We start from the raw sequence: 23170 nt of genomic DNA on the forward strand, positions 1-23170 counted from the left end.
CTGGGGGGCGTCACTGTCCGCGGCGGAACCCGTGTCGCTACGACACGTGGGTCAGCGGGCGTTGATCAGGTCGTGCGGCGGGACCTTCACCGTGCGGGCGCCCGGGGTGCCACCCAGGACCACCTTGCGCAGGGCGATGTTGTTCTTGTGGTTGGTCTCCTGGAGACGGTTCTCCGGGTTGGCGATGACCTGGATGTAGTACGTGCCGTTCGGCAGGCCGGTGATGTCGAAGGACTGGCCGGGACGGTACTGGGTGTAGGTGTCGCCGGAGCCGACGTCGAGTACCTCACGTACGGAGATGGCGTCCTCCGAGCCGCACGCGGTGGACAGGTCGGTGTTCTCCGGGTGCCAGTTGGCGTTCTTCACCGTGTAGTCGATGGCGTCGGTGTTGGCCAGGCAGAACGCCTCCTTGCCGGAGCGCACCTGCTTGGACTGGTCCGCGCTGAGCAGGCGGTAGCTGGCGAAGTCCGTGAAGTGCCAGTGCTCGTGGCCCTCGCGCGGGTCCCACTCCATGGTGCCGGTGGGCGTGTAGCCGATCTGCTTGCCCTTGGCGTCGTAGAAGTACTGGTAGGCGTCCATCTTGTCGGCGCCGGGCTTGCGGAAGCCGTCGACGACGAGGGGCGCGGGGCCCGCGTTCCAGACGTTGGCGCTGAAGGCGAGGTAGTCCTTGCCGGCCACGTCGCCGTCCTCGCCGTCGGTGATGGCGATGTCCCAGGCGGGCAGCGACCGCAGGTCCGGCTTGGGAACGCTCTTGGCGACGCCCGCCTTGCCGGTGGGCCGCTTGGCGTTGGCCTTCAGCGCGGGCGCGATGCGGGAGCCGTCGGTGTGGCCGGCGCCGTCGCCCAGGTGCTTGGCGATGCCCCGGTCGACGAGGGCGAACGGAAGCTGGGGCGGGGTGGGGGCGTCGGCGCCGCGCGGGCCGTAGTGGTGGCCGTCCAGGGCCGGCGCTCCGGCCGGGGCCGACTGCGCGGAGTGGCCGCTGCCGTGACCGCCGTGACCGCCGTGGTGGGACGACGAGGACTTCGACGCGGTGAGTCCCTCGCCGCCCTCGCCGCCGTCGTCGTCCTTGCGGACCGTCACCTTGACGGTCGGCTTGCTGTCGGGGATGCCGAACAGGTCGCGGTACTTCTTCGCGACCCGTACCTGGGCGGTGTACTCACCGACGGGCAGGTCCACCGTATTGTCGTAGTCGTAGCCGGTGGTGTTGGTGGCCCAGCCCTTCTCCACACCCCACACCGAGCCCAGCGTCCACGGGTTGGTGGAGCAGCTCTGCGGATAGTGGTTGGTCGAGGGGGCGTCCGGGCGGATGCGGCCCGAGGCGTTGTTCGGGCAGAAGTTCCCCTTGGTCTTCGCCACCTGCTTGCCGGTCGCGTCCTTGACCGAGATCTCCAGGAAGCCTGTCAGCCCGGAGAAGTCGTCGACCGTGCCGGCGGGCAGGGTGCGGGTCTTCACGGTCTTGCCGTCGCGGAGGATCTGCTTGGCGACGATCGGGTCCTTGTACGACTTCCGCGTCACCTGGAACTCCAGGGGCGCGTTGTCGACCGACAGGTACGTGCCGAGCTGGAGGTTGACGCCGCTGTTCCCCTCCCAGCGGGTGAGGGTCACGGACTTCGACGCGGCGATCAGCTTGATCTGCGGCGTCCCGGGCTTCGCGGCGGGCGCGGCACCGGCGCCGGGCGCGGCGCCGGCCACGGCCGCCACCACGGTGAGGGACGCGAGGGCCGCGAGGCCGGGGCGCTTCAGGCGGCTGCGGCGGTCCTGGGCGGCGCCGTCGCTCCCCGGGCTGTTCGGGCTGTTCGTCGGGCTGGTCATCTGGCTGGTCATCGGTTCCTCGTCTGCGAGTGCCATGGTCGGTGGCATCGGACTGGACAACCCACGGACGACGGCCGGAACCGCCCGGACGCACCCCAACACGTCCCGGCCGACCGGACTCGAATGCTCCGCCCTGTGAGCAACCTGTGAGACCGGTAAATCAGGTGCGGAGGTTGCCTGTTGTCGCGGATTTCGACGAAAAGCGCGGTGGGCACGTGTCGCACACATGCCGGTGCGTCCCTGCGGAACCGGCTCCAAGTCCGTGGTGAATCCCCTCAGGAGCGTCACACAGCCTGCACACAGCTCTGAGAATGGCTCGTTAGCGTTGCTGACCGCTCGATCCGCTCGATCCCACGTGCGAACGTGACGTGGCCGGGCCGCGGCCCGGCGGGTCGACGGCGTGTCAACACAGGAAGACCTCGATGGACTACTGCTCCTCATGTCGCCGACACCTCAACGGTGCCCTCGTGTGCCCCGGCTGCGGCGCCTACGCGCCCGACATCGCGCCGGCCGCGATCGACAGCCGTGTCGCCCCGGCCGGCCCGTCGACCGGGCCGGTGAGCATCCCGGCGGTCACCTGGGACTACGGAGCGGCGGACGGCGGCGCACAGGGCGGCCCCGTGGAGGGGTTCCCGGCGCCCGCGGTCACGCCCGGCACCGGTGACGCGCCCGCGGGCGCCGATGTCGATGTCGACCTGGAAGGCGTCCCCGAGCCGTCGCGCGGGCGGGCCGCGCGGCGGCGTCAGCTGGCGCGGTGGAAGAAGAACCAGCGCCGGGCCGTGGTCGCGACCACGGTCGCGCTGGTCGGCGGCGGTCTGACCGTGCTGGGGATGGACCGGCAGTCCACCGACCGCACCCAGGCGGCCACGGCGCCGGACGCCGAGAGCCTGGGCGCCCTCGAGGAACAGGGCTCGCAGCGCGGCCGTACGCCGGAGACGGGGACGGGGACGGGGACGGAGACCGACGACGCCCGGCGCACCGCGGACGCGCCCACCCGGTGGACGCCGTCGGGCGACACCTCGCGCGACCGCTCCGCCGCGAACCGGTCCGGCTCCCGCGCGAGCCAACCCGATGCCCCGCGGACCTCGCCGGCCACGCCGTCCGCCGAGCGCGCCCGGACCGGTGCCGCCGCCCCGGGCGGGACGGCGACCGACACCCCCGCGGACGGGGCGACCACGCCCCCGCCCACCGACGACCCCGGCTCCTCGGCGGACACCGGTACGGGTTCGGGCGCGGACACGGGTACCGGCGCGGACACGGGGAGCGGTGGCGACACCGGCTCGGCGAACGGCAACGGCTCGGGCACGGGCGGCGGCAACGGCACCGGCGCGGCCGACGGTTCGGGCTCCGACACGGCGACGACGTCACCCTCGGGACTGTGCCTGCTCGGGATCGTGTGCGTGAACTGACGTACGGCGCGCGGCGGCAGGACCTCGTCCGTCGCGCGCGGGGCCGGTCGCCGTCCGGCGGTGTCGGGCGGCCCCGGCACCTGCCTGCCGGTGCCCGTCGGCCGGTCAGGGCCGGTCGGCGCCCGTCAGCGCCGGTCAGCGCCGGTCCGGTGCCCCTCAGCGCTCGTCGGCCATCGGGACCGGACGTGGCCAGGAACGTCCGCTGACGCGTTCGATGTCGGTGTTGAACCGCTCCAGATCGGCGACGAAGCGCCGGAGACGTTCGGCGGGCCAGTCAGCGATGACACCGGTGAGGCCGGTGACGAACTCCTCGCGCTGCGCCGCCAGACGCGCCGACCCCTTGTCCGTGACACGGAACTTGCGGGCCACGCCCCCGTCGGGATCGAGGGTCCGCTCGACCAGGCCCTCACGCAGCAGCGCCGAGGTCTGCCGGGTGAACGTGGAGGCGTTGAACCCGAACGCCTCCACGAAGTCCGGGATGGACATGGGCCCCTGGGCCTCCAGTCTGCTGAGCAGGACGTAGGCGCTGCGGTCGAGGGCGCCGCCGTCGCGGACACCGCGGGGCGCCGTCGTCTCGCGGTTCCGCGTCAGGATCAGCAGTTCCCGCTCGATGCGTTCTCCCGCCTCTCGGGCATCCACCGGTGTCCTCCTGGCTGTCCGGCCTCCATCGGACCCACACCCTACGTCGAGATTGCGCCATGCACGGATCGTGCATGATGCACCATTGATGCATCATGCACGATCCGGGTAGCGTGCGATGTCATCTCCCCTTCCCCCACCAGGAGATGACGACGACATGAGCCAGGTCGAGACGAGCGGCGGCACGGCGAGCGGGAGCGGCACGGCGAGCGGGAGCGGGAGCGGCACGAGCGGCGGCGACCGGACCCGGACCGGTGCGCCCCCGGACGACGAGGTGATCCGGCTGCCGATGACCGGTGAGGGCCCTCTGGACCCGCCCGCCGCCTGGGAGCGGCTGCGGGAGCGGTGCCCGGTGGCCACGGTCGAACTGCCGAGCGGGGACCGGGCGAAGTTCGTGAGCCGGTACGACGACGTACGCGCCCTCCTCTCCGACCCCCGCTTCGCGCGCCCGCGCGCCGGGGACGACTCCGCGCGCCTGTCCGCGGACGGCTCGGGCGGCGTCGCGACCGACGCGTCGGCCGCGTACCCGCTGGCGATCCCGGAGGCCGGTGAACCGCATCTGCGCTGGCGGCGCCAGGTCGGCCGGTACTTCACCGCGAAACGCATGGCCGCCCTGCGCCCCGGCATGACGCGGATCGCCGGATCGCTGCTGGACGACATGATCGAACGCGGGCAGCCCGCCGATCTCAAGGCCGCGCTCGGCTTCCCGCTCCCGGTCTACGTCATCTGCGAACTGCTCGGCGCGCCGGCCGAGGACCGGGACCTCTTCTCGCACTGGTCGGACGCGTTCCTGAACGTCAGCCGCTTCTCGAAGGAGGAGACCCGGACGGCGTTCACGGAGTTCACCCGCTACATGGCGGACCTCGTCGCCGCGAAGCGGTCCGAGCCGGGTGAGGACCTGCTCAGCATGCTGGTCGTGGACAGCACCGCGCTCCCGGAGGCGGAACGCCTCACCGACGCCGAACTCCTCGCCACCGGCATGGGGTTGCTGGTGGCCGGACACGAGACCACCGCCAACATGATCGGCAAGATGGCCGCGCTGCTGCTGGCCGACCGCCGCCGCTGGGAGCAGCTGCTCGCCGACCCATCCCTGGTCCGTACGGCGGTGGAGGAGGTCCTGCGCTTCGACGCCAACCTCAGCGCTTTCGGGATGCGGCGCCAGCTGAGCGAGGACGTGGCCCTCGGCCGGGAAGTGCTGCCCGGCGGCACCACCGTCTTCTGCGGCATGTCCTCCGCCAACCGGGACGACCGGGTGTTCTCCTCCCCGGCCGAGATGGATCTGACCCGCAGCCCCAACCCGCATCTCACCTTCGGCGCCGGCCCCCACTCCTGCCTGGGCCAGGCCCTGGCCCGCACCGAACTGCAGGTCGCCCTGGAAGTCCTCCTCCACAGGCTCCCCACCCTCGAACTCGCGGTCCCCCCGGCCGAGTTGCGCAGGCTGGAGGGTCTTCTGGTGGGGGGCCTGCGCGAAGTACCGGTGCGCTGGTGAACCCCGCCGGACGCCCCCGCCGACCGGACGGAAGGAACCTCCCATGAAGGTCCGCGTCGACGAGACGAGGTGCTGCGGCGCCGGCAGCTGCGTCCTGATCGCCCCCGAGGTCTTCGACCAGCGCGACGAGGACGGCATCGTCGCCCTCCTCACCCCCACCCCGGCCCCGCCGCACCACCCGTCCGTCCGCGAGGCGGCGACCGTCTGTCCGACGGCGGCGATCGCCCTCGACGAGGAGACGTAGGGCCCTTTCGGACTCGGCCCGTGCCCGGGTCAGCCGCCGGCGGTGACGGCCCGCTCCTCGGCGACGGCCCGGCGGCCGGACGGACGGTCGAGGTGGGTGACGACCGAGGCGTAGAACCGGTGCACGGCGTCGTCGACGCTGCGGATGAAACCGGACTCGGCGTTGCCCCGGGTACTGCCCATGCCCTTGAACAGGGAGAGCCGGAAGCCGGTGATCTGCGCCCCGTTCACCGGGAGCAGGTCCGCCGGTTCGGGACGCAGCCGTTCCAGCGTGCCCCGGGGCCCACCAGTCTCTCCCTCGACAAGGGTCTCGACATGAAGGTCCGCCGGCGCTTCGGCCAGCCGTTTCACCAGGCGCTTGGCCCAGTTGAGCGGGTAGCCCTGCTCGGGCGCCGGGACCTCGATGGACGTCCGCAGCTTGCCGGTCCGCAGATCGGCGCTGAGCGCGAGGACCCCCGGGGTGCCCTCGATGCGCACCTCCGACTGCAGTGTCCCCCGCAGGCACAGCTCGTCGGCCATCCGCGCGCGCCGGGCCCCGGGATCGGTACCGCGCCGGGCACGGCGGACCGGAAGCACCTTCTGGCCCAGTTCGCCGCCGAGACCCAGACAGACCTGGCGGATGAGCCGCTCCCAGCTCTCGACGACCTCCAGCGTGCGCGGGTCGCCCTGGCAGAGCGTCTCGTCGTCGATGCCGTTGCGGACGGGGACCCAGGCCGCGCCCATGTTCTGGAAGCCGTGACAGCCGGAGTTCTCGTGCTGAAGGTAGTGCAAAAGCTCCTGGAGCAGCCAGGCGTGCGCGCTGTTGCCGACGCCCTCGTGCCGGATGAGCATCTGGGCCTGATGGGTGACCTCGGCCCAGGACAGGTGCCAGAGGGCCACCTTGTGCTTGCGACGGCCGTCGATCTTGACCTCGACGAGCGGGCTGCCCTCCAGCGCGACGTCGTTGGACAGCGTGATCACGGCCTCGTAGCCGCGGCGCGCGGCGATGTCCATGTACGCCTGCACCTGCTCGGCCTTGAGGGCGTTGCCGTTGGTCTTGGTCTCCACCAGCGCCGTCCACAGCTTGCCGGCCCGCTCGACCCGGATCACCCCGTCCGGGCGCCTCGGCGTCTCGCCGTGCGGCAGGGACACCTCGGTGAAGGTCTCCGTCCGGCCCGCCGGCGCCCCGAACGCGGCGGTGAGCCTCCTGCCGAACTCCGGCACCTGCGCCATCACCGACAGCAGCACCGAGGAGGCCCGCATCTCGCGGTCACGGTCGCTCTTCAGCGCGGAGACCGGGAAGAGCCGAGCCTCCCTCCAGGAGTCGTTCTCCGCCAGGGACTTCCTCACCGCCTTGGGCAGCGTGACCTTCTTCTTGGCGGTACGGGGACGCGTGGCCGCCTTCCGGGGCCCGCCCGGCTCCGGATCCTCGCCGGGCTGCCGGGGCTGCCGAGGCGCGGGCACCGCGGGAAGGCCCGCCGCCATGGGGGACTCCTGCTCGACAGCGGGGGCTGCGGTTTCGGCCGCCACGGCCTCGTTCACGGCAGCGGCGAGGGGCGCCGCGCCGCCCACCTCCGCGCGCACCTCCGTGCCCTCGGCCCGGGCGTCGTCCCGGTCGTCCGCCCGGGCTGCGGCGCCGGCCTCGGCCTCACCCGCGTCGTCGTCTCCGGCGTCGTCGTCGATGTCGACGCCGAAGTCGGTCGCGAGGCCCGCCAGTCCGGTGTCGTAGCCCTGGCCGACGGCCCGGAACTTCCACTCACCCGCCCGGCGGTACAGCTCGCCGAAAATGAAGGCGCTCACCGATCCGGCGTCGTCGATCGCGAACCGCAGCAGCCCCTCACCGGAGCCGTCCGCCAACGTCACCCGCAGGTCGTCGAGTTCGCCGAAGCGGGCGTCCTCGTAACGGCTCGCGGCGACGACGATGCGCTCGACGTCGGCCGGGATCGCCGTCAGATCGAAGACGATCTGGTCCTCGCTGCCCTCCCCGGCGGGCTTCTTGCCCAGGAGCTGCACACTGCCGTCGTCGGCCACCGGGTTGTTGTAGAAGTAGAAGTCGCCGTCGCCGCGCACCTTTCCGTGCTCGCCGAGCAGCATGACCGAGACGTCCGCGTCGCCCTCGCCGGTCGAACTGGCCCACCCCAGCGTCACGCTCACCGAGTCGACGTTGTCGCTCAGCGCCGCCAACCCCACGTTGGCGCCCTTGGTCATCTCGTGCATGAAAGCCCCCAATCCCCGCACACGGGCATGCCGGACCCCCTGCGCCCGCCACCCACTTCCCGTGTGACATGCCGCACATTCGACGCAGGCGAAACTCTAGTGCGCCACGCGCCGACATACGCCGATCCGCCGGAAACGGTCCGATCCGGTGACCCGGTGATCAACCCCCGCGCACCCCGGAGGAAGCTGGGACCCGGCGTCGTTGCCCCCCAACTTCCAAGGAGACGACCGGAGATGACGAAGTGTCTGGCGCGTAGAGCGGTGTTGCGTGGTGGTCTGGGCGGTGGGCTCGTGCTCGCCGGGGTCGGGGCCGGGGGCGGATCCGCCTCGGCCGTCGGGAGCCGGGGCGGTGAGGTGTACGTGCCGATCGCGGTCGGGGCCGGGGGCGGGCCCGTCGGGAGCGACCGGGTGCATGTGCTGAAGGTGGGGCCGCGGGACGCGGGGACCGTGGTGGTGCTGGTGCCGGGGATGTTCGGTGCGGCGAACGACTTCCGGCTGATGGCGCGGGATCTGGTGGCGGCGGTGCCCGGGATCCAGGTGTGGGCCGTCGACCGGCGCGAGGAGAGCCTCGCCGACCGGAGCGGGTTCGAGGGCGCGGACCCGGCCGGCCACTACCTCGACGGGCGGTACCGGACGCTGGAGCCCGCCACCGCCGGGTACTTCGGCCGGTGGGGGCTGGCCCGGACCCTCGACGACCTGCGGTGCGTCGTGCGCGCCGCGCGTGCGGGCGGTCGGCGCCGGGTCGTGCTCGGCGGCCACTCCTGGGGGGCGACCACCGCGATGGCGTACGCGGCCTGGGACTTCGGCGGGCGGCCCGGCCACCGGGATCTCGCCGGGCTCGCGGTCCTCGACGGGGGCGTGCGCGGCGCGTTCGAGGGAAGCGGGGCGCCCGTGCGCGACTCGCCGGAGGAGGTGCGCGAGCGGCTCGCGGCGATCGCCGGCGGACAGGTCTTCGACATGACGCTCAGCGCGGTCGGCGTCGGCGACCGGGCGGAGAGCACCCAGATCTGGTACCAGCTCGCCGGCTGGTACGCCCGGCACGACCCCGAGGGACGGTCCGTCCTCCAGGACCGGGTGCCCGAGGCGCTGCGGGTGCCGTTCCCGGTGACGAACGCCGCGCTGCTCGGCACCTTCGTGGACGCCGGCTTCGGCTGGCCGAACGACATCAGCGTCCACTCCGGACACCTGGCCTCGGAGGCCGACGCCGACGCCGACGGCGTACGGGGGTGGGTCGACACGGGGATCACACCGATCGGGCGGGTCGCCGAGGCGTACGCGGGCCCGGTGCCCGGTGTGTGGGAGTGGTACTGGCCCGCGCGTCTCTCCGTCGACCTGGACGTGAGCGACGCCTACGCCGACACCGACCTCGCCCGCTCCCTCGGCCTGCGCCTGCGCCACGCCTCCGGCCTCGGCATACCCCTCTACGCCTTCCAGACCAGCGCCTACCGGGGCACCGCCGTGGAGAGCGCCCGCCGCGTCGTCGCCGAGTCCCGCATCCCGTACGCCGTCTACGAGTCCGACGAGGGCATGAACCACCTCGACCCGCTGTTCGCGGCCACGGCCCACAACACGGCCACGCACACGCTGGCCGCGTTCCTGGGGAGGGTGACTCAGGTGTAGACGAGGGGGCAGCCGCGTCGGAGCACGTGCTGGGCCGCGCGCAGGTACAGGGCCACGTAGAAGGCGGTGTCGAGGTCGTCGGCCCACGGGCCCGGCCGGCGCGCGGCCAGTTCCTTCGCCGGGCCGTCGAGGAACCACATCGTCAGGTCGAGGTTGTCGCACGTCGCCGGGGTCTCGGGCGGCAGTTCGACGGCCGCCGCCAGACGCTCGGCGAGGGCCAGCACCCGGGGAGCGCCGGCGACGACGGTCGAGTCCGTGTAGGCGGACCCGACGCCGTCCAGCCGGATGTCCTCCTCCAGCGGTATCGGCACCAGCACCGTCCATGCGCAGAGCGTCTCGGTCTCCGCACGCGTGAGAAGCGCCTCGCACAGCCGCACGAACCCGTCCATCGGCGGGACCAGCTTCTCCTCGAACGTCAGCCCCGAGCCCCGGGCCGGCTCCGTCCTCTCGGGCATCGACTCGAAGGCAGGCAGCCCCCGGCGCCGCAGCTCGTCGTTGAGTGCGCGAGCCACCCGCCCCAGGCCGTCCTCGGGCTCCTCCCCCTCCTCGAACCACTCCTGCCTGCCGACGCTCACCACGTAGATGCCCATGCCCGGAACGTACCGCGCCCCACTGACACCCCGGACGCGACCGAGGCCGGCCGGGCGGGACCGGGGACGACCGGGCGGAACCTGCCCCCGCCCCCGCGCGTCTCCCTGTCGTACGCCTGACCGAGACATGCGGGATCGCCGCCACCACGACCCTCACCCCTAACCCCTCACCCCACAGAGAGCGATGGCCTCCGTGCTCGTACTCATCCTGTCCGTCATCATGCTGCTCGCCATCGGCGGCATCGTCTGCATCTACTGGACGGCCCGGGGCGACGCCCCCCGCTGGGCCCGCGGCGTGGCGACGGCGACCGACGTGCTGAGCGAGATCGTCCTCAAGGCGAGCAAGAGCTCCAACTCCCGCAACAGCAACAACGGGGACGACTAGGACGCCGACCGGCCGTGTCCGCCGGGTGGCCGCGGGCCGTCGGCGCTTTGTCGGCGTCACCGGTATGAACCGTTCCCTGCCGCCCTGTCGGGGCGCGTCATGAGCGTCGTCGGCTCCTGGCCGCTCGGTGCCGCGACCACGCTCGCCGAACTCGCCCGGGATCCGCATCCGAAGCTGGCACTGCTCCGGGCGCGGGAGCCGGTGTCCTGGCTCCCCGAGGCGGGCGGCTGGCCGGTGACCCGTCGCGATCTGGCGCTGCGTGTGATGCGGGACGCCGAGACCTTGGCCGGGGCTTCCCTCACCCGCGTGGCGGGCGCGCTCAGGCGACCGTCCCGCCCGCGTTGCGGATCAGCCGCTGGAGCACCTTCACCGTGATGACGTAGTCCGCGTCGTCGATGCCCTCGTGGAGGGCCGCGCGGACCGCGGGAGCGTTGCGGGCGAATTCGACGCGGGCCTGTTCCCCCGCCGTCGTGAGCCACAGCCGGCCGTCGGCGTCCCGGGTCAGCCGGCCTTGCTCCAGGAGTCCCTCGGACTCCGTCTCCAGATCGTCCTCGGGCCGGAGGTAGGAGGCCATGGCGGCCCGCAGTTCGGGCAGGGTCATCCCGCCGCCGTCGGGTGAGAGGTCGTTCGGCGACAGGTTGCGCAGCAGCCAGAACTGGGGCTGGGTATGACCCTTCTCGGCCTGCCGGGCCCGGGTGTACGCGATGAGGGACTCGTAGGCGACACCGGTCCAGTACGCGGCGGGCTGTGCGGCGAGTTCGGCGTCGGAGACCTGCTGGGTCATCGGAATCCCTTCGGAACGGACGGGCCGGGAACACGCGGAGCCCGCACCGCGTGCGAGCCGTACGGTGACCGTAGGACCTTGAGCAAGGTTGAGGTCAAGGCCGAACTCCTCGGCCGCGCGAGCCGGTTCGCACCACTCCCGGGCCCGCACAACTCCCGGACCCGCACAACTCCCGGACCCGCACCACTCCCGGACCCCGCAAGCGGTCGTTCTTGTCGGACGTCTCCCCCGCGGCGGGGCGGCGCAGGGGGATCGGAGGGGCACGGGCGGCCCCGCCGCGAGCGGCGCGCGGCGGTCGAGGCGCTGCTCGCCCTCCTGACGGCCGACGAGACGGTCCTGCGCCACACCCGGAACGCGCTCGGCGAGTATCCCGAGGCGCTTCCGGCCGTACGGCGGCTGATCGGCCACCCGTCCGACAAGGTCAGGGCGGCCGTCGTCTCCCTGCTGGACGAGGACGAGGACGGCGACGGGCGCCTCCTGCTCGGCCACCTCCACGATCCGTCGGAACTCGTGCGGTACGAGGCGTGGTGGGGGATCAGCCGGTACGTGAACGGGTACGGCGCGCTGCCGCGCGACGCGCACGGCCTGCTCGGCGAGATCGAGGCGCTCGCGCCCGCCACTCGTTCCCCCCGCTCCCCCCGTTCCCCCCGCTCCTCCGTCACCTCGTTCAACATCGGGCTGACGGCGGGCCGCATCCTCGACGCGCTGCGGAAGCACGGCAGTGCCTGATCCCTCCGGGAGACGGTCTGATCCCTCCGGGAGACGGCGCGAGGCCGGCCCGACGCGGGTGGGCGTCGAGCCGGCCTCGGCCGTGGTGCGAACCGGTACGGCCGCCGTGGTGCGAACCGGTACCGCCCGGCGGTCAGTCCGTGCCGGACTCCATCGCCGCACGGTCGAGCAGCGCGTCCTCCTCGGAGACCTCGCCGCGGGAGGCGATGGCCTCCGCGCCGCCCTGGGGCAGCTCCGGCATGGTGCCGATCAGGCCGGTGGCGGCGGCCTGCGAGGCGCCGACGGTGGGGCTGCCGGTGCCGATCAGGCCGAGACCGGCGTACTGCTCCAGCTTGGCGCGCGAGTCGGCGATGTCGAGGTTGCGCATGGTGAGCTGGCCGATCCGGTCGACCGGGCCGAAGGCCGAGTCCTCGGTGCGCTCCATGGACAGCTTGTCCGGGTGGTAGCTGAACGCCGGGCCCGTGGTGTCGAGGATCGAGTAGTCCTCGCCGCGCCGCAGCCGCAGGGTGACCTCGCCGGTGACGGCCGCGCCGACCCAGCGCTGCAGGGACTCCCGGATCATCAGGGCCTGCGGGTCCAGCCAGCGGCCCTCGTACATCAGCCGGCCGAGGCGACGGCCCTCGGCGTGGTACTGGGCGATGGTGTCCTCGTTGTGGATGGCGTTGACGAGACGCTCGTACGCGGCGTGCAGCAGGGCCATGCCGGGCGCCTCGTAGATGCCGCGGCTCTTGGCCTCGATGATGCGGTTCTCGATCTGGTCGGACATGCCGAGGCCGTGGCGGCCGCCGATGGCGTTGGCCTCCATCACCAGGTCGACGGCGGAGGCGAACTCCTTGCCGTTGATCGTGACCGGGCGGCCCTGGTCGAAGCCGATCGTCACGTCCTCGGTGGCGATCTCGACCGACGGGTCCCAGAACCGGACGCCCATGATCGGCTCGACGGTCTCGACGCCGGTGTCCAGGTGCTCCAGGGTCTTGGCCTCGTGGGTGGCGCCCCAGATGTTGGCGTCGGTGGAGTACGCCTTCTCCGTGGAGTCCCGGTACGGCAGCTGGTGCGCGACCAGCCACTCGGACATCTCCTTGCGGCCGCCCAGCTCGGTGACGAAGTCGGCGTCCAGCCAGGGCTTGTAGATCCGGAGGTGCGGGTTGGCCAGCAGGCCGTAGCGGTAGAACCGCTCGATGTCGTTGCCCTTGAAGGTCGAGCCGTCGCCCCAGATCTGGACGTCGTCCTCCAGCATCGCCCGGACCAGCAGCGTGCCGGTGACGGCACGGCCGAGCGGGGTCGTGTTGAAGTACGCCCGCCCGCCGGAACGGATGTGGAACGCGCCGCAGGTCAGTGCGGCCAGGCCCTCCTCGACCAGCGCGGCGCGGCAGTCGACCAGGCGCGCGATCTCGGCACCGTAGGTCTTCGCGCGGCCGGGCACCGAGGCGATGTCGGGCTCGTCGTACTGGCCGATGTCAGCCGTGTAGGTGCAGGGGACAGCACCCTTGTCGCGCATCCACGCGACGGCGACCGAGGTGTCGAGCCCGCCCGAGAAGGCGATGCCGACGCGCTCGCCGGCCGGAAGAGAGGTGAGGACCTTGGACATAGGAAGATTATGCACGCCAACGCATGATCATGCAAAGCCGGGTCATGGTGATTCAGCTCCCATCGCCGCCGCCGTCTCCCTCCCCGCCGTCCCCCTCTCCGCCCTCACCGTCGCCGAGTTCGGTGAACAGGGTCAGTTGGAGGGCGCCCGGCGCTTCGAGGCGGGCGTTCAGGGAGTTCCACGGGGTGCGGGTCGGCTCGGCGAGCACCTCGGCGCCGGCCGCCGCCAGCCTCGCGGTCACCGCGGTCGAGTCGTCCACCTGGAAAGCCACCCGCACGTGCCCGGCCACCCGACGGCCGACCTCCACCTCGTCGATGAACTCCGCGTGCCGCGGATCGGTGATCTCCAGCGTCGCCCGTCCCGCTTCGAGGATCGACACCCGCCCGCCGTCCGAAGAGAACGCGGCCCGCTCGGGAAGCCCCAGCACATCCCGGTAGAAGTGCAGCGCAGCGTCGTAGTCGACGGCCGTGACGACCAGCCGCAGCTCACGGACGGCGGGCTCTTCGCCCTCGGACAGGTGTGCGCGCTCGGACATACGGACTCCTCGGGGTGGGCGCGGGCGGTTGCTAGGGTCGCCCGACATGGATTCCACTGTGGCGGACTGGCGGGCGGACCGGATCGGCAGCGCGCTCCGGGGACACAACCCGACCGTGCTGCGCAGGCTCACCGCCGGGTTCGCGGTCATCGGGGACACGCAGTTCCTGCCCGGGTACTGCGTGCTGCTCGTGGACGATCCGGCGGTGGGACGGCTGTCGGAGCTGCCGGCGCGCAGGCGGACCGCGTTCCTGGCCGACATGGACCGGCTGGGCGAGGCCGTCGAGCGGGCCTGCGCCCGGCTGGATCCGGCGTTCCGGCGGGTCAACCTGGAGATTCTCGGGAACAAGGACCCGTTCCTGCACGCGCATGTGTGGCCGCGTTACGAGTGGGAGCCACCCGAGCTGGTCGGCAGACCGGTGTGGCTGTATCCGCCGGAGCGGTGGAGCGACGAGCGGTACGCGCTCGGACCGCGCCACGACGCACTGCGCGAGGCGGTCGGCGAGGAGCTGGACCGCCTCGCCGGCCGCGCCCGGAGCTGATCAGCGCCCTGGGAGGAGACCGTCCGGCAGCACGACCCCCCGCCCCGCCAGGTGCCGCAGGGCCAGCGCGATGGAGTGGCAGTCGAAGAGGGCCGCGTGTTCGTCGCCCGGGACGCCGGGCCGGGGGAGGCCCAGTGCCTTCCACAGGCGGCCCGAGTTGACGCCCGCCGTCGCCGGGGCGACGGCGTTCAGCCAGGGGCGGAGATTGACGAAGCCGGGGGTGAGGGCGCTGGGCCCGATCTCCTCGCCCCGGGCCCGCGCCCAGCCGATGTTCTCGCCGACGACGACCATGTCGTTGCCGTAGGAGAACACCGACTGGCCCTGGCAGAAGGCGAGGAAGTCGCCCAGGGCCCGGGCCGGCGCGAGTCCGTCCCGGTCGACCGCCTGCTGCCCGATACCGGTAAGGGTCGTGAAGTACGGCGAGAGGACCGGGTTCACCACCGGCCGGACCAGGGTGTCGTACGAGTCGACGACCGCGTACTCCTCGTTCAGCCGCAGCGCGCCGATCTGCACGATCTCCCGCAGCCGGCCGGGGCCCGACCAGTGCTGTTCCATGGCCCCCGGCCAGGTCGTGAACTCCAGGTCGAAGATGACGAAGGTGGGCAAGACGCTGCTCCCCGGGCCGTGCGGGCGGTGACGGAAGCGTCCTACCCACCGCGGCCGACGATCAGGGCTTCGGGGCCACCGGACGGTTCGGGGCCAGCGGGCCGGTCCCGGTGGACAGGCCCACGTCCGGCAGGCCGTCCGGCAGGAGCCGCCGGACGTCCGCCGCCGCGATCCCGGACTTCAGCGCCGCCCCGGAGCCCGGGCCCGTGTCCAGGGACGGGCACAGCCCCTTCACCAGGTGGATGATGAGCGCCTCGTCGATCGGGCTCGGCTCCAGCTCCGTACCCTCCTCGTTGAGGCGCTGGTACTTCATCAGGTTGTAGCCCAGGGAGAGCTGCCGCTTGCCGTCCGCGCCGGTGAAGCTGATGGTCCCGGCGCCGAAGACACCGCCGTCATGGCCCCAGAAGCGCCCGCAGCCGGGGAGGTCGAGGGCGTAGATGCCGAGACCGTAGTCGATGGTGGACTCCGGGCCGACCAGCACGGGGACCGTGCGCCGCATCTCCGCGAGGGACGCCCGGCCGACGAGGCCGCCGGTGAGCAGTTCGCGGTAGAAGCGGTTGAGGTCGTCGGTCGTGGAGATGATCGCGCCCGCGGTGGAGGCCCAGGACATGTCGTAGACGCTGTAGTCGCGGGGCGGGTCGATCAGCCCGTAGAACGACTCGTACATCCGGGCGTGCGGACCCTTGATGTGCGGGGTGCGCGGGAACGAGGTGTGGTGCAGCCCGGCCCGGTCGATGACATGCCGGGTGATGTACGCCGACGCCTTCTGGCCGGTGACCTTCTCCAGGATCAGGCCGGCGAGGACGTAGTTGGTGTTGGAGTACGAGCCGGGCTGCGCGCCGGGCGTGCCGGTGGCGCCGGCGGCGAGGCCCAGCCGGACCAGTTCCCGGGGGCTGATCGAGCGGAAACGGTTCTCGTCGAGGCTGGAGGTGGAGTTCTGCTTGAGGGAGGGGAACGCACCGAGGACGTAGTCGCCGATGTGGCTGGTGTGGTTGAGCAGCATGCGCACGGTGATGGCGTCGCCGCGCTCCCGGGCGTTCGCGTCGGTGCCGGTCCCCCTGAACAGCTCGGGGACGTAGCGCGTGACCGGGGCGTCGAGGCGGATCCGGCCCCGCTCCACCTGCTGCATCACCGCCACGGCCGTGAACGTCTTGCTGATGCTGCCGACGCGGTGCCGCATGCCCGGGGTGACCTTGCGCCCGGTGTCCACGTCGGCCAGCCCCGCCGCGCCGGTCCAGCGCTCGCGGCCGTCGCGCACCGAGGAGTACGTGCCGTACATCCCGGCCTCGTGGATCGCGGCGAGCGTGCCGCGCAGTTCGGCCCGGTCCAGTCTGCCCGCCCCGGGAGCCTTGCTCCCGGCGGTGCTGCCCGCCGCGGGCACGGCCGAGGCGGCCGGTACCGCCGTGAGAAGCAGGAGTGTGGTGCCCAGAGCTGTCCCGGCGAGATGGGTGATGCGCACGGCTGATCCCTCGTTTCCGGCGTTCGTGACGACGCCGACGTGCCCGACCCGGGCACGTCCGGCTTCCTCAGGGCCCGGGTGGTCAACTCCCTTGCCCTGTACAGCGATTGTCACGAACAGCCGGTCCGCGCCACATCGTTCCCGCGGACGAGCGCCTTCACAGCGGGGCCATGACATCTGTCACGGCCCCGCGCACGCCGGTGACGGGAGAGTGTCAGAGGCCGTAACGCGACTTCAGGTGACGCCAGAAGTCGCGGAACATCCACGTGTCGAACTCGGTGATCTGGGTGGCGCTGCCGGCCTTCATGAGGAAGCAGCACTGGCCGGTCGGGGACCAGTCGTAGAAGTCGTCGAGGCCGAAGGTGTGGCCGACCTCGTGGAGGTAGATGTGGATGTTCTCCTGGCCGAGGGCGCCGGTGAAGTAGGAGCGGCCCATGCGCTGCCCCCAGTCACCGCCGGCGCCGCCGCCGAAGCCCTCGGTGAGCCAGAGGGACTGGTCGTAGTGGCGGGCGGCGCCGCCGGGACAGCGTGAGTAGTTGCCGTCCTGGTGGAAGAAGCGGCCGCAGTCGGGAGCGCACTGCGGGGCTCCGGCGCCGTCCAGCATGTTGGTGTAGACGTCGACGGAGTTGTCGGTCCACTGGAGGGTGGAGCGGTTCTTCACCGCCCAGCCGACGATGTTGACGGGGACGGTGGTGTACGGCCAGGCGTTGTGGCCCTGGCCGTTGTCGACCATGGCCGCCATCCACTTGCCGAACTGTTTCTTCAGCGCGGCGTGGATCTGGTCGCGCAGGGCGGTGCTGACCGGCTGGTCCGACTCCCAGCGGACGCAGTAGTTGACGCTCCCGCGGTTGGCCATGACCTGGTCCCAGCCGTAGTTGCGGAAGCCGTACAGGTTCCCGTAGGTCGACTCGACGTGGTTCCAGACCTCGCCCAGGGGCTGGACCAGGTGCGAGGGCGGGTTCCAGACGGCCGCCTCGGCGGTGACCGCCGCCTCGGCCCGGTCCTGCACGGCGGCCCGGTCGTTCGCCGCCTGCGCGACGGACGGCGTGGTCAGACCGGGCGCGAGCAGCACGGCCAGGACGGCGGCGAGGACGGTGAGCAGTCTCGCGATACGGAGGTGGGGGGTGGCCGACGTGCCCGTGGTACGCGGGGTGCCCGTGGTACGCGGAGTGCCGGTGGAGTCGACGGGGTCCGAGAGACCGGTGGCTCGGGTGGTGCGCATGGTGAACTCCCTGGGTGGGGGGCGGGATTTCACGTGCCTTCACTGCACGACAAGGTCGCCGCGGCCCCCGCGAAGGTTGCCGCCCACCGGGCACGCTCACCACCGGGCACGGTCACCGCCGGACACAGGTCACCGCCGGACACAGGTCACCGCCGGTCCGCCGTTTCCCCGGCCTCCCCCGCTCCCCCTGCCTCTCCCGCTTCCCCCGCCTCTCCCGACTCCCCCGCCTCCCCGAACCGCGCCAGTGCCACCCCGCCCCCCACACACGCCACGAACCCGGTCACCGCGAGCCACCCGTACCCGGCCCGTGTCGAGTCGCCGAGGCAGACCACCCCGAAGACGCCCGGCCAGACGGTCTCGCAGATGACCATCGCCGCCGTGGCCGCCGTCACCGAGCCCGACTGGAGGGCCTGGACGAGGAGCAGGTAGCCGCCGAGACCGGAGACGACGACGGCGTACGCGGCCGGCTGCGCCAGAATCGCGGGGACGGTGGCGTCCGGCAGCAGACGTACGGCGATCGCGGTGAGGCCGAAGCTCAGCCCCGCCGCCGCTCCCAGCACGACCGCCCGGCCCCGCCGCAGCCGGCCACCCAGGGCCCACCCGCCCGCCACCACCAGCACCGCCGCCACCAGCACCACGACCCGCAGCCCGGTGTCACCGTGCCCGTCGCCCGTGCGCCCGGCGGACACCGCGAGCGTGGCGAGGCCCAGGCACACCAGGGCCACGGCTCCCCACTCGGCCCGCCTCAGCCGCAGCCCCAGCACGGCCGTGCCGCCCACCGCCGTGACCGCCAGCGACGCGGCCACCGCCGCCTCCACCAGGAACAACGGCACCAGCCGCAACGCCACCACCTGCGCCGCGAAGCCCGCCGTGTCGAGGCCCGCCCCGGCGAGGAAGGGCCAGCCGCGCAGCACCTCCACCACGGTCCGGCCCCGGCCTCGACAATCGTCCACCGCCGTCCGCCGCGCGCCCAGCGCCTGCAGCACGGTCGCCGTCCCCATGCACACCGCCGCGCACAACGCGAACACCACACCCACCACCATGGGGGCACCGTAAGCGGCGGGACGGGCCCGCGGCGGGCAACACCCGCGCACGCACCCACGTGGCCGTCACCCTCGCGCGCTCCCGACCGCACCGGGCCCCACGCCCTCACGATCGCACAAAGTGCGACAGATTCATTGCTCCCGTTCTGGTCGAAGTCCTAGGGTGGGCCCGGTTTTTCAACAACTTCGGACACCATCCGACGCTCCTCAGCACGTGCACTCCCCAATGTCGTCGAGGAAGGCCCCGGTACATGCCCCACCCGCACCCGCACACAGGCACCCCCGCCGCCCGCCCCGTCATGAGCCGCCGCCGCCTGCTGGAGGGCGGCGCCGCCCTCCTCGGCGCCGTGGCCCTCTCCGGTGGCGCCGCCCACGCGGCCCCGCTCCTCGCGTCGAAGGCCGACGGCACCCCCGAGTGGTCCGGCAACATGGCCCTCTTCCAGGTCGGCGCCGAACCGCCGCACACCACCCTCATGCCGTACGCGGACGTCAGACAGGCTCTGGCCGCCGACCGCACCCGTTCCCCGTACCGGCTGAGCCTCGACGGCAAGTGGCGGTTCGCGTACGTCGAACGGCCCGGCGACCGGGACGAGGACTTCTACAAGACGGACGTCGACGACAGCGACTGGGACACCATCCCGGTGCCGTCCAACTGGCAGCTGCACGGCTACGACTTCCCCATCTACATCAACATCACCTACCCCTGGTGGGGCCCCAACGGCCTCGGCGAGGAGGCGCAGCCGCCGAACGCGCCGACGCGCTACAACCCCGTCGGCCAGTACCGGCGCAGCTTCAACCTGCCCAAGGACTGGACGGCCGGCGACCGCCGTACCTTCCTGCACTTCGAGGGCGTCAAGTCGGCCCACTACGTGTGGATCAACGGCGAACTCGTCGGCTACCACGAGGACTCCTACGACCCGGCCGAGTACGACATCACCCCGCACCTGAAGCCGGGGTCGAACCAGATCGCCGTCGAGGTCTACCGGTACTCGGACGGCGACTGGCTGGAGGACCAGGACATGATCCGGCTGAGCGGCATCTTCCGCTCGGTCTACCTCTACTCCACCCCGGCCGTGCACCTGCGCGACTTCAAGCTGGACACCCCGCTCGGCGACGGCTACACCACCGCCGAGCTGTCCGTCACCGCGAGCGTGCGCGCCTACGCGGCCGGGCACGAGGGCGCGTACTCCGTGGAGACGCAGCTCTACGACGCCGGCGGACACGCCGTCTGGTCCCGCCCCCTCGTCCAGTCCGTCACCGTCGGCGCCTCCGCCACCGGTGAGGACGTGACCGTGCAGGCCGCCCGGTCCGTGCCGTCCCCCGAGCTGTGGTCCGCCGAGCACCCGACCCTCTACACGGCCGTGCTGCAGCTGCGCGACCCGGCCGGCAAGGTCGTCGAGACCCTCTCCCACCGCGTCGGCCTGCGCGAGTTCGCGCTCAGGAACGGGCTGATGCGGATCAACGGCAAACCGGTCTCCCTGCGGGGCACCAACCGCCACGAGATGCACCCCGACCGGGGCATGGCGCTCACCCGCGCCGACCTGGTCCAGGACATGGGCATCATCAAGCGGCTCAACATCAACTCCGTGCGCACCTCGCACTATCCCAACAACCCGCTCTGGTACGAGCTGGCGGACGAGTACGGCCTCTACCTCGTCGACGAGACGAACCTGGAGACGCACGGCATCCGGGACCGCTTCCCCGGCAACGACCCCGACTGGACCAAGGCGTGCGTGGCCCGCGCCCGGAACATGGTCCACCGCGACAAGAACCACGCCTCCGTCGTCATCTGGTCCCTCGGCAACGAGGCGGGCGGCGGCTCCACCTTCGTCGCCATGCGCGACTGGATCGAGTCGTACGACAAGACCCGCGTCATCCAGTACGAGGGCGACGACCGGCCGACCATCAGCCAGATACGGTCGGAGATGTACGACAGCCCGCAACGCGTCGAGCAGCGGGCCAAGGACACCTCCGACACCCGGCCGTACGTGATGATCGAGTACTCGCACTCGATGGGGAACTCGACCGGCAACTTCAAGAAGTACTGGGACCTCGTCCGGCGCTACCCCGTCCTCCAGGGCGGCTGGATCTGGGACTTCGTCGACCAGTCGCTGACCTGGCCGATCCCGCGGCTGAAGGTCTTCACCGACGCCGGCCCGAGCAAGCTGCAGGGCCAACTGCTCACCGCCGCAGGAACGTTCAGCCGCGACAAGGGCCTCTCCGGCGCCACCGGCTTCACCCGCGACCCCGCCCTCAACCTCACCGGCTCCCTGACGCTGGAGGCGTGGTTCACCCCGCACGTCACCGGCGGCCACCAGCCGATCATCGCCAAGGGCGACACCCACTACGCGCTGAAGCAGAGCGAGAAGAGCATCGAGTTCTTCATCTACGGCGGCGGCCAGTGGGTCAGCGTCAGCTGGGGCCTCCCGGCCGAGGGCTGGACCGGCCGCGAGCACCATGTCGCCGGTGTCTTCGACGCCGGTTCCGGGTCCCTCACCCTCTACGTCGACGGCGAGGTGAAGGCGACCCGCAGCACGACCCGGCGGCCCAGCGCGAACGTGGCCCCGCTCGCGCTCGGCACCGACACGGACAACCCGACGCGCGAACTCAGCGGCACGATCCGGCGGGCGCGCGTGTACGCCCGCGCCCTGAGCGGCTCCGAACTGGCCTCCACGGGGCGTGGCGCCGGTGACGAGGGGGTGCGTTTCTGGTTCGACGCGGCCACGGTCGAGGTGAAGGAGAGCCGGGCGAAGGACCGTTCGTTCCTCGCGTACGGCGGTGACTGGGGCGACAACCCCAACGACGGCGCCTTCGTCGCGGACGGCATCATCAAGGCCGACCGGGGCCACACCGGCAAGGCCGCCGAGGTCAAGCGCATCTACCAGGCCGTGCACGCGAAGCCGGCCACCGGCACCACCCTGGCCTCGAAGAAGGTCACGCTCACCAACGAGTTCCTCTTCACCAACCTCCGGGAACTCGACGGCGGTTGGACGCTGGTGGCCGACGGCAGGAAGATCCAGGAGGGCCGCCTCACCCGCGACCAGCTGGACGTCGGCCCGCTGTCCGCCAAGGACATCACCGTCCCCTTCGACCTCCCCGCCTCCCCGGCCCCCGGCACCGAGTACTTCCTCGAACTCTCCTTCACCACCAAGGACTCCGCCCCGTGGGCCGAGGCCGGCTTCGAGGTGGCCCGGGAGCAGCTGTCCGTGGACGCGGGCAGCCCGGCGGTGACCCCCGTCCCGCTCGCGGACGTCCCGGAGCTGACGTACGAGGAGAGCGACGAGGCCGTCACGGTGACCGGCAAGGGCTACCCGGGCCGCTTCTCCGTCACCGTCGACAAGGCGAGCGGCACGATCACCTCGTACAAGGCGGGCGGCAACCGGCTGATCTCCGACGGACCGGTGCCCAACTTCTGGCGGGCCCCCACCGACAACGACCACGGCAACGGACAGCACACCCGGAACCAGACCTGGCGGGACGCGGGCACGAACCGCAAGGTGACGTCCGTGACCGTCCGCTCCCTGGGCGACGACCGGGCCGTGGAGATCAAGGTCACCGGCACGCTCCCGACGACCACCGAGTCCACCTACACGACCACCTACACGGTGTTCGGCAACGCCGAGATCAAGGTCGACAACACCCTGCACCCGGGCGCCTCCTCCCTGCCGTACATCCCGGAGGTGGGAACCCTGTTCCTGCTCAACCGCCGCCTGGAGCGCCTGCACTACTACGGCCGCGGCCCCGAGGAGAACCACTGGGACCGCAACAACGGCACCGACGTGGGCCTCTACTCCGGCGACATCGCCGACCAGTGGTCGGGCTACATCCGCCCCCAGGAGAACGGCAACAAGACCGACGTCCGCTGGGCCGCCGTCACGGACCGCAACGGTGAGGGCCTGCTGGTCTCGGGCGACGGCCTGATCGAGATCAACGCCTCGTACTTCACCCCGGAGGACCTGTCGACGGGCCTGCGCCACGACTACCACCTCACCCCCCGCGACACCCCGGTCCTGCGCGTCAACCACCGTCAGATGGGAGTCGGCGGCGACAACAGCTGGGGCGCCCACACCCACGACGAGTACAAGCTCTTCGCCAACCGCGACTACACGTACACGTACCGGCTGCGCCCGCTGACGGACGTGGCGGGGGCCACGGCGGCGTCGAGGAGGCCGACGGCGACGAGGTAGCCCGCATGACTGAGTCGGCGTAGCGACAGACGACCACGACAAGCGCTCGGCCGGACACTCCCGGCCGAGCGCCTTGCCGGCCTTGCCTCGACT

At 72.0% G+C, this 23170-nt stretch carries 19 protein-coding genes; 8 read left to right on the forward strand and 11 right to left on the reverse strand.

Going from position 1 to position 23170, the window contains the following annotated elements; all coding sequences use genetic code 11:
- Positions 1 to 51: 51 nt before the first annotated feature.
- A complete protein-coding gene (locus tag SCAB_RS20925; protein WP_013002074.1) occupies positions 52 to 1848 on the reverse strand; it encodes a lysyl oxidase family protein in 1797 nt (598 codons plus the stop codon).
- Positions 1849 to 2234: 386 nt separating this feature from the next.
- Here SCAB_RS20925 and SCAB_RS20930 point away from each other — a divergent pair, with 386 nt between their 5' ends.
- On the forward strand, positions 2235 to 3221 hold the full coding sequence (locus SCAB_RS20930; RefSeq protein WP_013002075.1) for an SCO2400 family protein: 987 nt from the start codon (positions 2235 to 2237) through the stop codon (positions 3219 to 3221).
- Positions 3222 to 3377: 156 nt separating this feature from the next.
- Here the strand turns inward: SCAB_RS20930 and SCAB_RS20935 are convergent, their stop codons facing one another.
- A complete protein-coding gene (locus tag SCAB_RS20935; protein WP_013002076.1) occupies positions 3378 to 3860 on the reverse strand; it encodes a MarR family winged helix-turn-helix transcriptional regulator in 483 nt (160 codons plus the stop codon).
- 157 nt (positions 3861 to 4017) lie between these two features.
- Here SCAB_RS20935 and SCAB_RS20940 point away from each other — a divergent pair, with 157 nt between their 5' ends.
- Complete coding sequence (locus SCAB_RS20940) at positions 4018 to 5349, forward strand: cytochrome P450 (RefSeq protein WP_013002077.1); 1332 nt, start codon at positions 4018 to 4020, stop codon at positions 5347 to 5349.
- 43 nt (positions 5350 to 5392) lie between these two features.
- A complete protein-coding gene (locus SCAB_RS20945) occupies positions 5393 to 5593 on the forward strand; it encodes a ferredoxin (RefSeq protein WP_013002078.1) in 201 nt (66 codons plus the stop codon).
- A gap of 29 nt (positions 5594 to 5622) precedes the next feature.
- On the opposite strand, the gene SCAB_RS20950 is transcribed toward SCAB_RS20945, so the two are convergent.
- Complete coding sequence (locus SCAB_RS20950) at positions 5623 to 7788, reverse strand: TerD family protein (protein WP_013002079.1); 2166 nt, start codon at positions 7786 to 7788, stop codon at positions 5623 to 5625.
- Between the two features lie 234 nt (positions 7789 to 8022).
- On the opposite strand from SCAB_RS20950, the gene SCAB_RS20955 reads away from it, so the two are divergent.
- A complete protein-coding gene (locus SCAB_RS20955) occupies positions 8023 to 9408 on the forward strand; it encodes an alpha/beta fold hydrolase (protein WP_041669442.1) in 1386 nt (461 codons plus the stop codon).
- On the opposite strand, the gene SCAB_RS20960 is transcribed toward SCAB_RS20955, so the two are convergent.
- Positions 9399 to 9998, reverse strand: coding sequence for a hypothetical protein (locus tag SCAB_RS20960; RefSeq protein WP_013002081.1), 600 nt, complete (start codon positions 9996 to 9998; stop codon positions 9399 to 9401). The genes SCAB_RS20955 and SCAB_RS20960 overlap by 10 nt on opposite strands.
- Positions 9999 to 10182: 184 nt before the next feature.
- Between SCAB_RS20960 and SCAB_RS20965 the strand changes: the two genes are divergently transcribed.
- The gene (locus SCAB_RS20965) at positions 10183 to 10383 is read left to right on the forward strand and encodes a hypothetical protein (RefSeq protein ID WP_013002082.1); all 201 of its coding nucleotides are present in this window, start codon (positions 10183 to 10185) and stop codon (positions 10381 to 10383) included.
- Positions 10384 to 10702: 319 nt separating this feature from the next.
- Here the strand turns inward: SCAB_RS20965 and SCAB_RS20970 are convergent, their stop codons facing one another.
- Positions 10703 to 11167, reverse strand: a complete 465-nt coding sequence (locus SCAB_RS20970; protein ID WP_013002083.1) for a transposase — start codon at positions 11165 to 11167, stop codon at positions 10703 to 10705.
- A gap of 78 nt (positions 11168 to 11245) precedes the next feature.
- Here SCAB_RS20970 and SCAB_RS20975 point away from each other — a divergent pair, with 78 nt between their 5' ends.
- On the forward strand, positions 11246 to 11896 hold the full coding sequence (locus SCAB_RS20975) for a HEAT repeat domain-containing protein (RefSeq protein WP_013002084.1): 651 nt from the start codon (positions 11246 to 11248) through the stop codon (positions 11894 to 11896).
- A 133-nt stretch (positions 11897 to 12029) separates the two neighbouring features.
- Here SCAB_RS20975 and argG read toward each other — a convergent pair whose 3' ends face one another.
- On the reverse strand, positions 12030 to 13484 hold the full coding sequence (argG, locus tag SCAB_RS20980) for an argininosuccinate synthase (RefSeq protein WP_013002085.1): 1455 nt from the start codon (positions 13482 to 13484) through the stop codon (positions 12030 to 12032).
- Between the two features lie 52 nt (positions 13485 to 13536).
- Positions 13537 to 14019, reverse strand: coding sequence for a VOC family protein (locus SCAB_RS20985; protein WP_013002086.1), 483 nt, complete (start codon positions 14017 to 14019; stop codon positions 13537 to 13539).
- A gap of 46 nt (positions 14020 to 14065) precedes the next feature.
- Here SCAB_RS20985 and SCAB_RS20990 point away from each other — a divergent pair, with 46 nt between their 5' ends.
- The gene (locus SCAB_RS20990) at positions 14066 to 14560 is read left to right on the forward strand and encodes a diadenosine tetraphosphate hydrolase (RefSeq protein ID WP_173402893.1); all 495 of its coding nucleotides are present in this window, start codon (positions 14066 to 14068) and stop codon (positions 14558 to 14560) included.
- Here the strand turns inward: SCAB_RS20990 and SCAB_RS20995 are convergent, their stop codons facing one another.
- From SCAB_RS20995 to SCAB_RS21010, 4 genes are all read right to left on the reverse strand, one after another.
- Positions 14561 to 15166: a 3'-5' exonuclease gene (locus SCAB_RS20995; protein WP_013002088.1), complete on the reverse strand. Its 606-nt coding sequence runs from the start codon at positions 15164 to 15166 to the stop codon at positions 14561 to 14563.
- 61 nt (positions 15167 to 15227) lie between these two features.
- Complete coding sequence (locus SCAB_RS21000) at positions 15228 to 16625, reverse strand: serine hydrolase domain-containing protein (protein WP_037723249.1); 1398 nt, start codon at positions 16623 to 16625, stop codon at positions 15228 to 15230.
- Between the two features lie 214 nt (positions 16626 to 16839).
- Positions 16840 to 17847, reverse strand: coding sequence for a hypothetical protein (locus SCAB_RS21005; protein ID WP_231885101.1), 1008 nt, complete (start codon positions 17845 to 17847; stop codon positions 16840 to 16842).
- A 146-nt stretch (positions 17848 to 17993) separates the two neighbouring features.
- Positions 17994 to 18890: a DMT family transporter gene (locus tag SCAB_RS21010; RefSeq protein ID WP_013002091.1), complete on the reverse strand. Its 897-nt coding sequence runs from the start codon at positions 18888 to 18890 to the stop codon at positions 17994 to 17996.
- Positions 18891 to 19141: 251 nt separating this feature from the next.
- Between SCAB_RS21010 and SCAB_RS21015 the strand changes: the two genes are divergently transcribed.
- Positions 19142 to 23077: a glycoside hydrolase family 2 TIM barrel-domain containing protein gene (locus SCAB_RS21015; protein WP_013002093.1), complete on the forward strand. Its 3936-nt coding sequence runs from the start codon at positions 19142 to 19144 to the stop codon at positions 23075 to 23077.
- The last annotated feature ends 93 nt before the right edge of the window (positions 23078 to 23170 follow it).

Source organism: Streptomyces scabiei 87.22 (assembly GCF_000091305.1).
GTDB classification, from domain to species: Bacteria; Actinomycetota; Actinomycetes; order Streptomycetales; family Streptomycetaceae; genus Streptomyces; species Streptomyces scabiei.

Excerpts from the sequence above, each read along its gene's own strand:
- SCAB_RS20925 (WP_013002074.1), bottom strand. The coding sequence starts at position 1,848 with ATGGCACTCGCAGACGAGGAACCGATGACCAGCCAGATGACCAGCCCG.
- SCAB_RS20930 (WP_013002075.1), top strand. The coding sequence starts at position 2,235 with ATGGACTACTGCTCCTCATGTCGCCGACACCTCAACGGTGCCCTCGTG.
- SCAB_RS20940 (WP_013002077.1), top strand. The coding sequence starts at position 4,018 with ATGAGCCAGGTCGAGACGAGCGGCGGCACGGCGAGCGGGAGCGGCACG.
- SCAB_RS20945 (WP_013002078.1), top strand. The coding sequence starts at position 5,393 with ATGAAGGTCCGCGTCGACGAGACGAGGTGCTGCGGCGCCGGCAGCTGC.
- SCAB_RS20950 (WP_013002079.1), bottom strand. The coding sequence starts at position 7,788 with ATGCACGAGATGACCAAGGGCGCCAACGTGGGGTTGGCGGCGCTGAGC.
- SCAB_RS20955 (WP_041669442.1), top strand. The coding sequence starts at position 8,023 with ATGACGAAGTGTCTGGCGCGTAGAGCGGTGTTGCGTGGTGGTCTGGGC.
- SCAB_RS20960 (WP_013002081.1), bottom strand. The coding sequence starts at position 9,998 with ATGGGCATCTACGTGGTGAGCGTCGGCAGGCAGGAGTGGTTCGAGGAG.
- SCAB_RS20965 (WP_013002082.1), top strand. The coding sequence starts at position 10,183 with ATGGCCTCCGTGCTCGTACTCATCCTGTCCGTCATCATGCTGCTCGCC.
- SCAB_RS20970 (WP_013002083.1), bottom strand. The coding sequence starts at position 11,167 with ATGACCCAGCAGGTCTCCGACGCCGAACTCGCCGCACAGCCCGCCGCG.
- argG (WP_013002085.1), bottom strand. The coding sequence starts at position 13,484 with ATGTCCAAGGTCCTCACCTCTCTTCCGGCCGGCGAGCGCGTCGGCATC.
- SCAB_RS20985 (WP_013002086.1), bottom strand. The coding sequence starts at position 14,019 with ATGTCCGAGCGCGCACACCTGTCCGAGGGCGAAGAGCCCGCCGTCCGT.
- SCAB_RS20990 (WP_173402893.1), top strand. The coding sequence starts at position 14,066 with ATGGATTCCACTGTGGCGGACTGGCGGGCGGACCGGATCGGCAGCGCG.
- SCAB_RS21005 (WP_231885101.1), bottom strand. The coding sequence starts at position 17,847 with ATGCGCACCACCCGAGCCACCGGTCTCTCGGACCCCGTCGACTCCACC.
- SCAB_RS21010 (WP_013002091.1), bottom strand. The coding sequence starts at position 18,890 with ATGGTGGTGGGTGTGGTGTTCGCGTTGTGCGCGGCGGTGTGCATGGGG.
- SCAB_RS21015 (WP_013002093.1), top strand. The coding sequence starts at position 19,142 with ATGCCCCACCCGCACCCGCACACAGGCACCCCCGCCGCCCGCCCCGTC.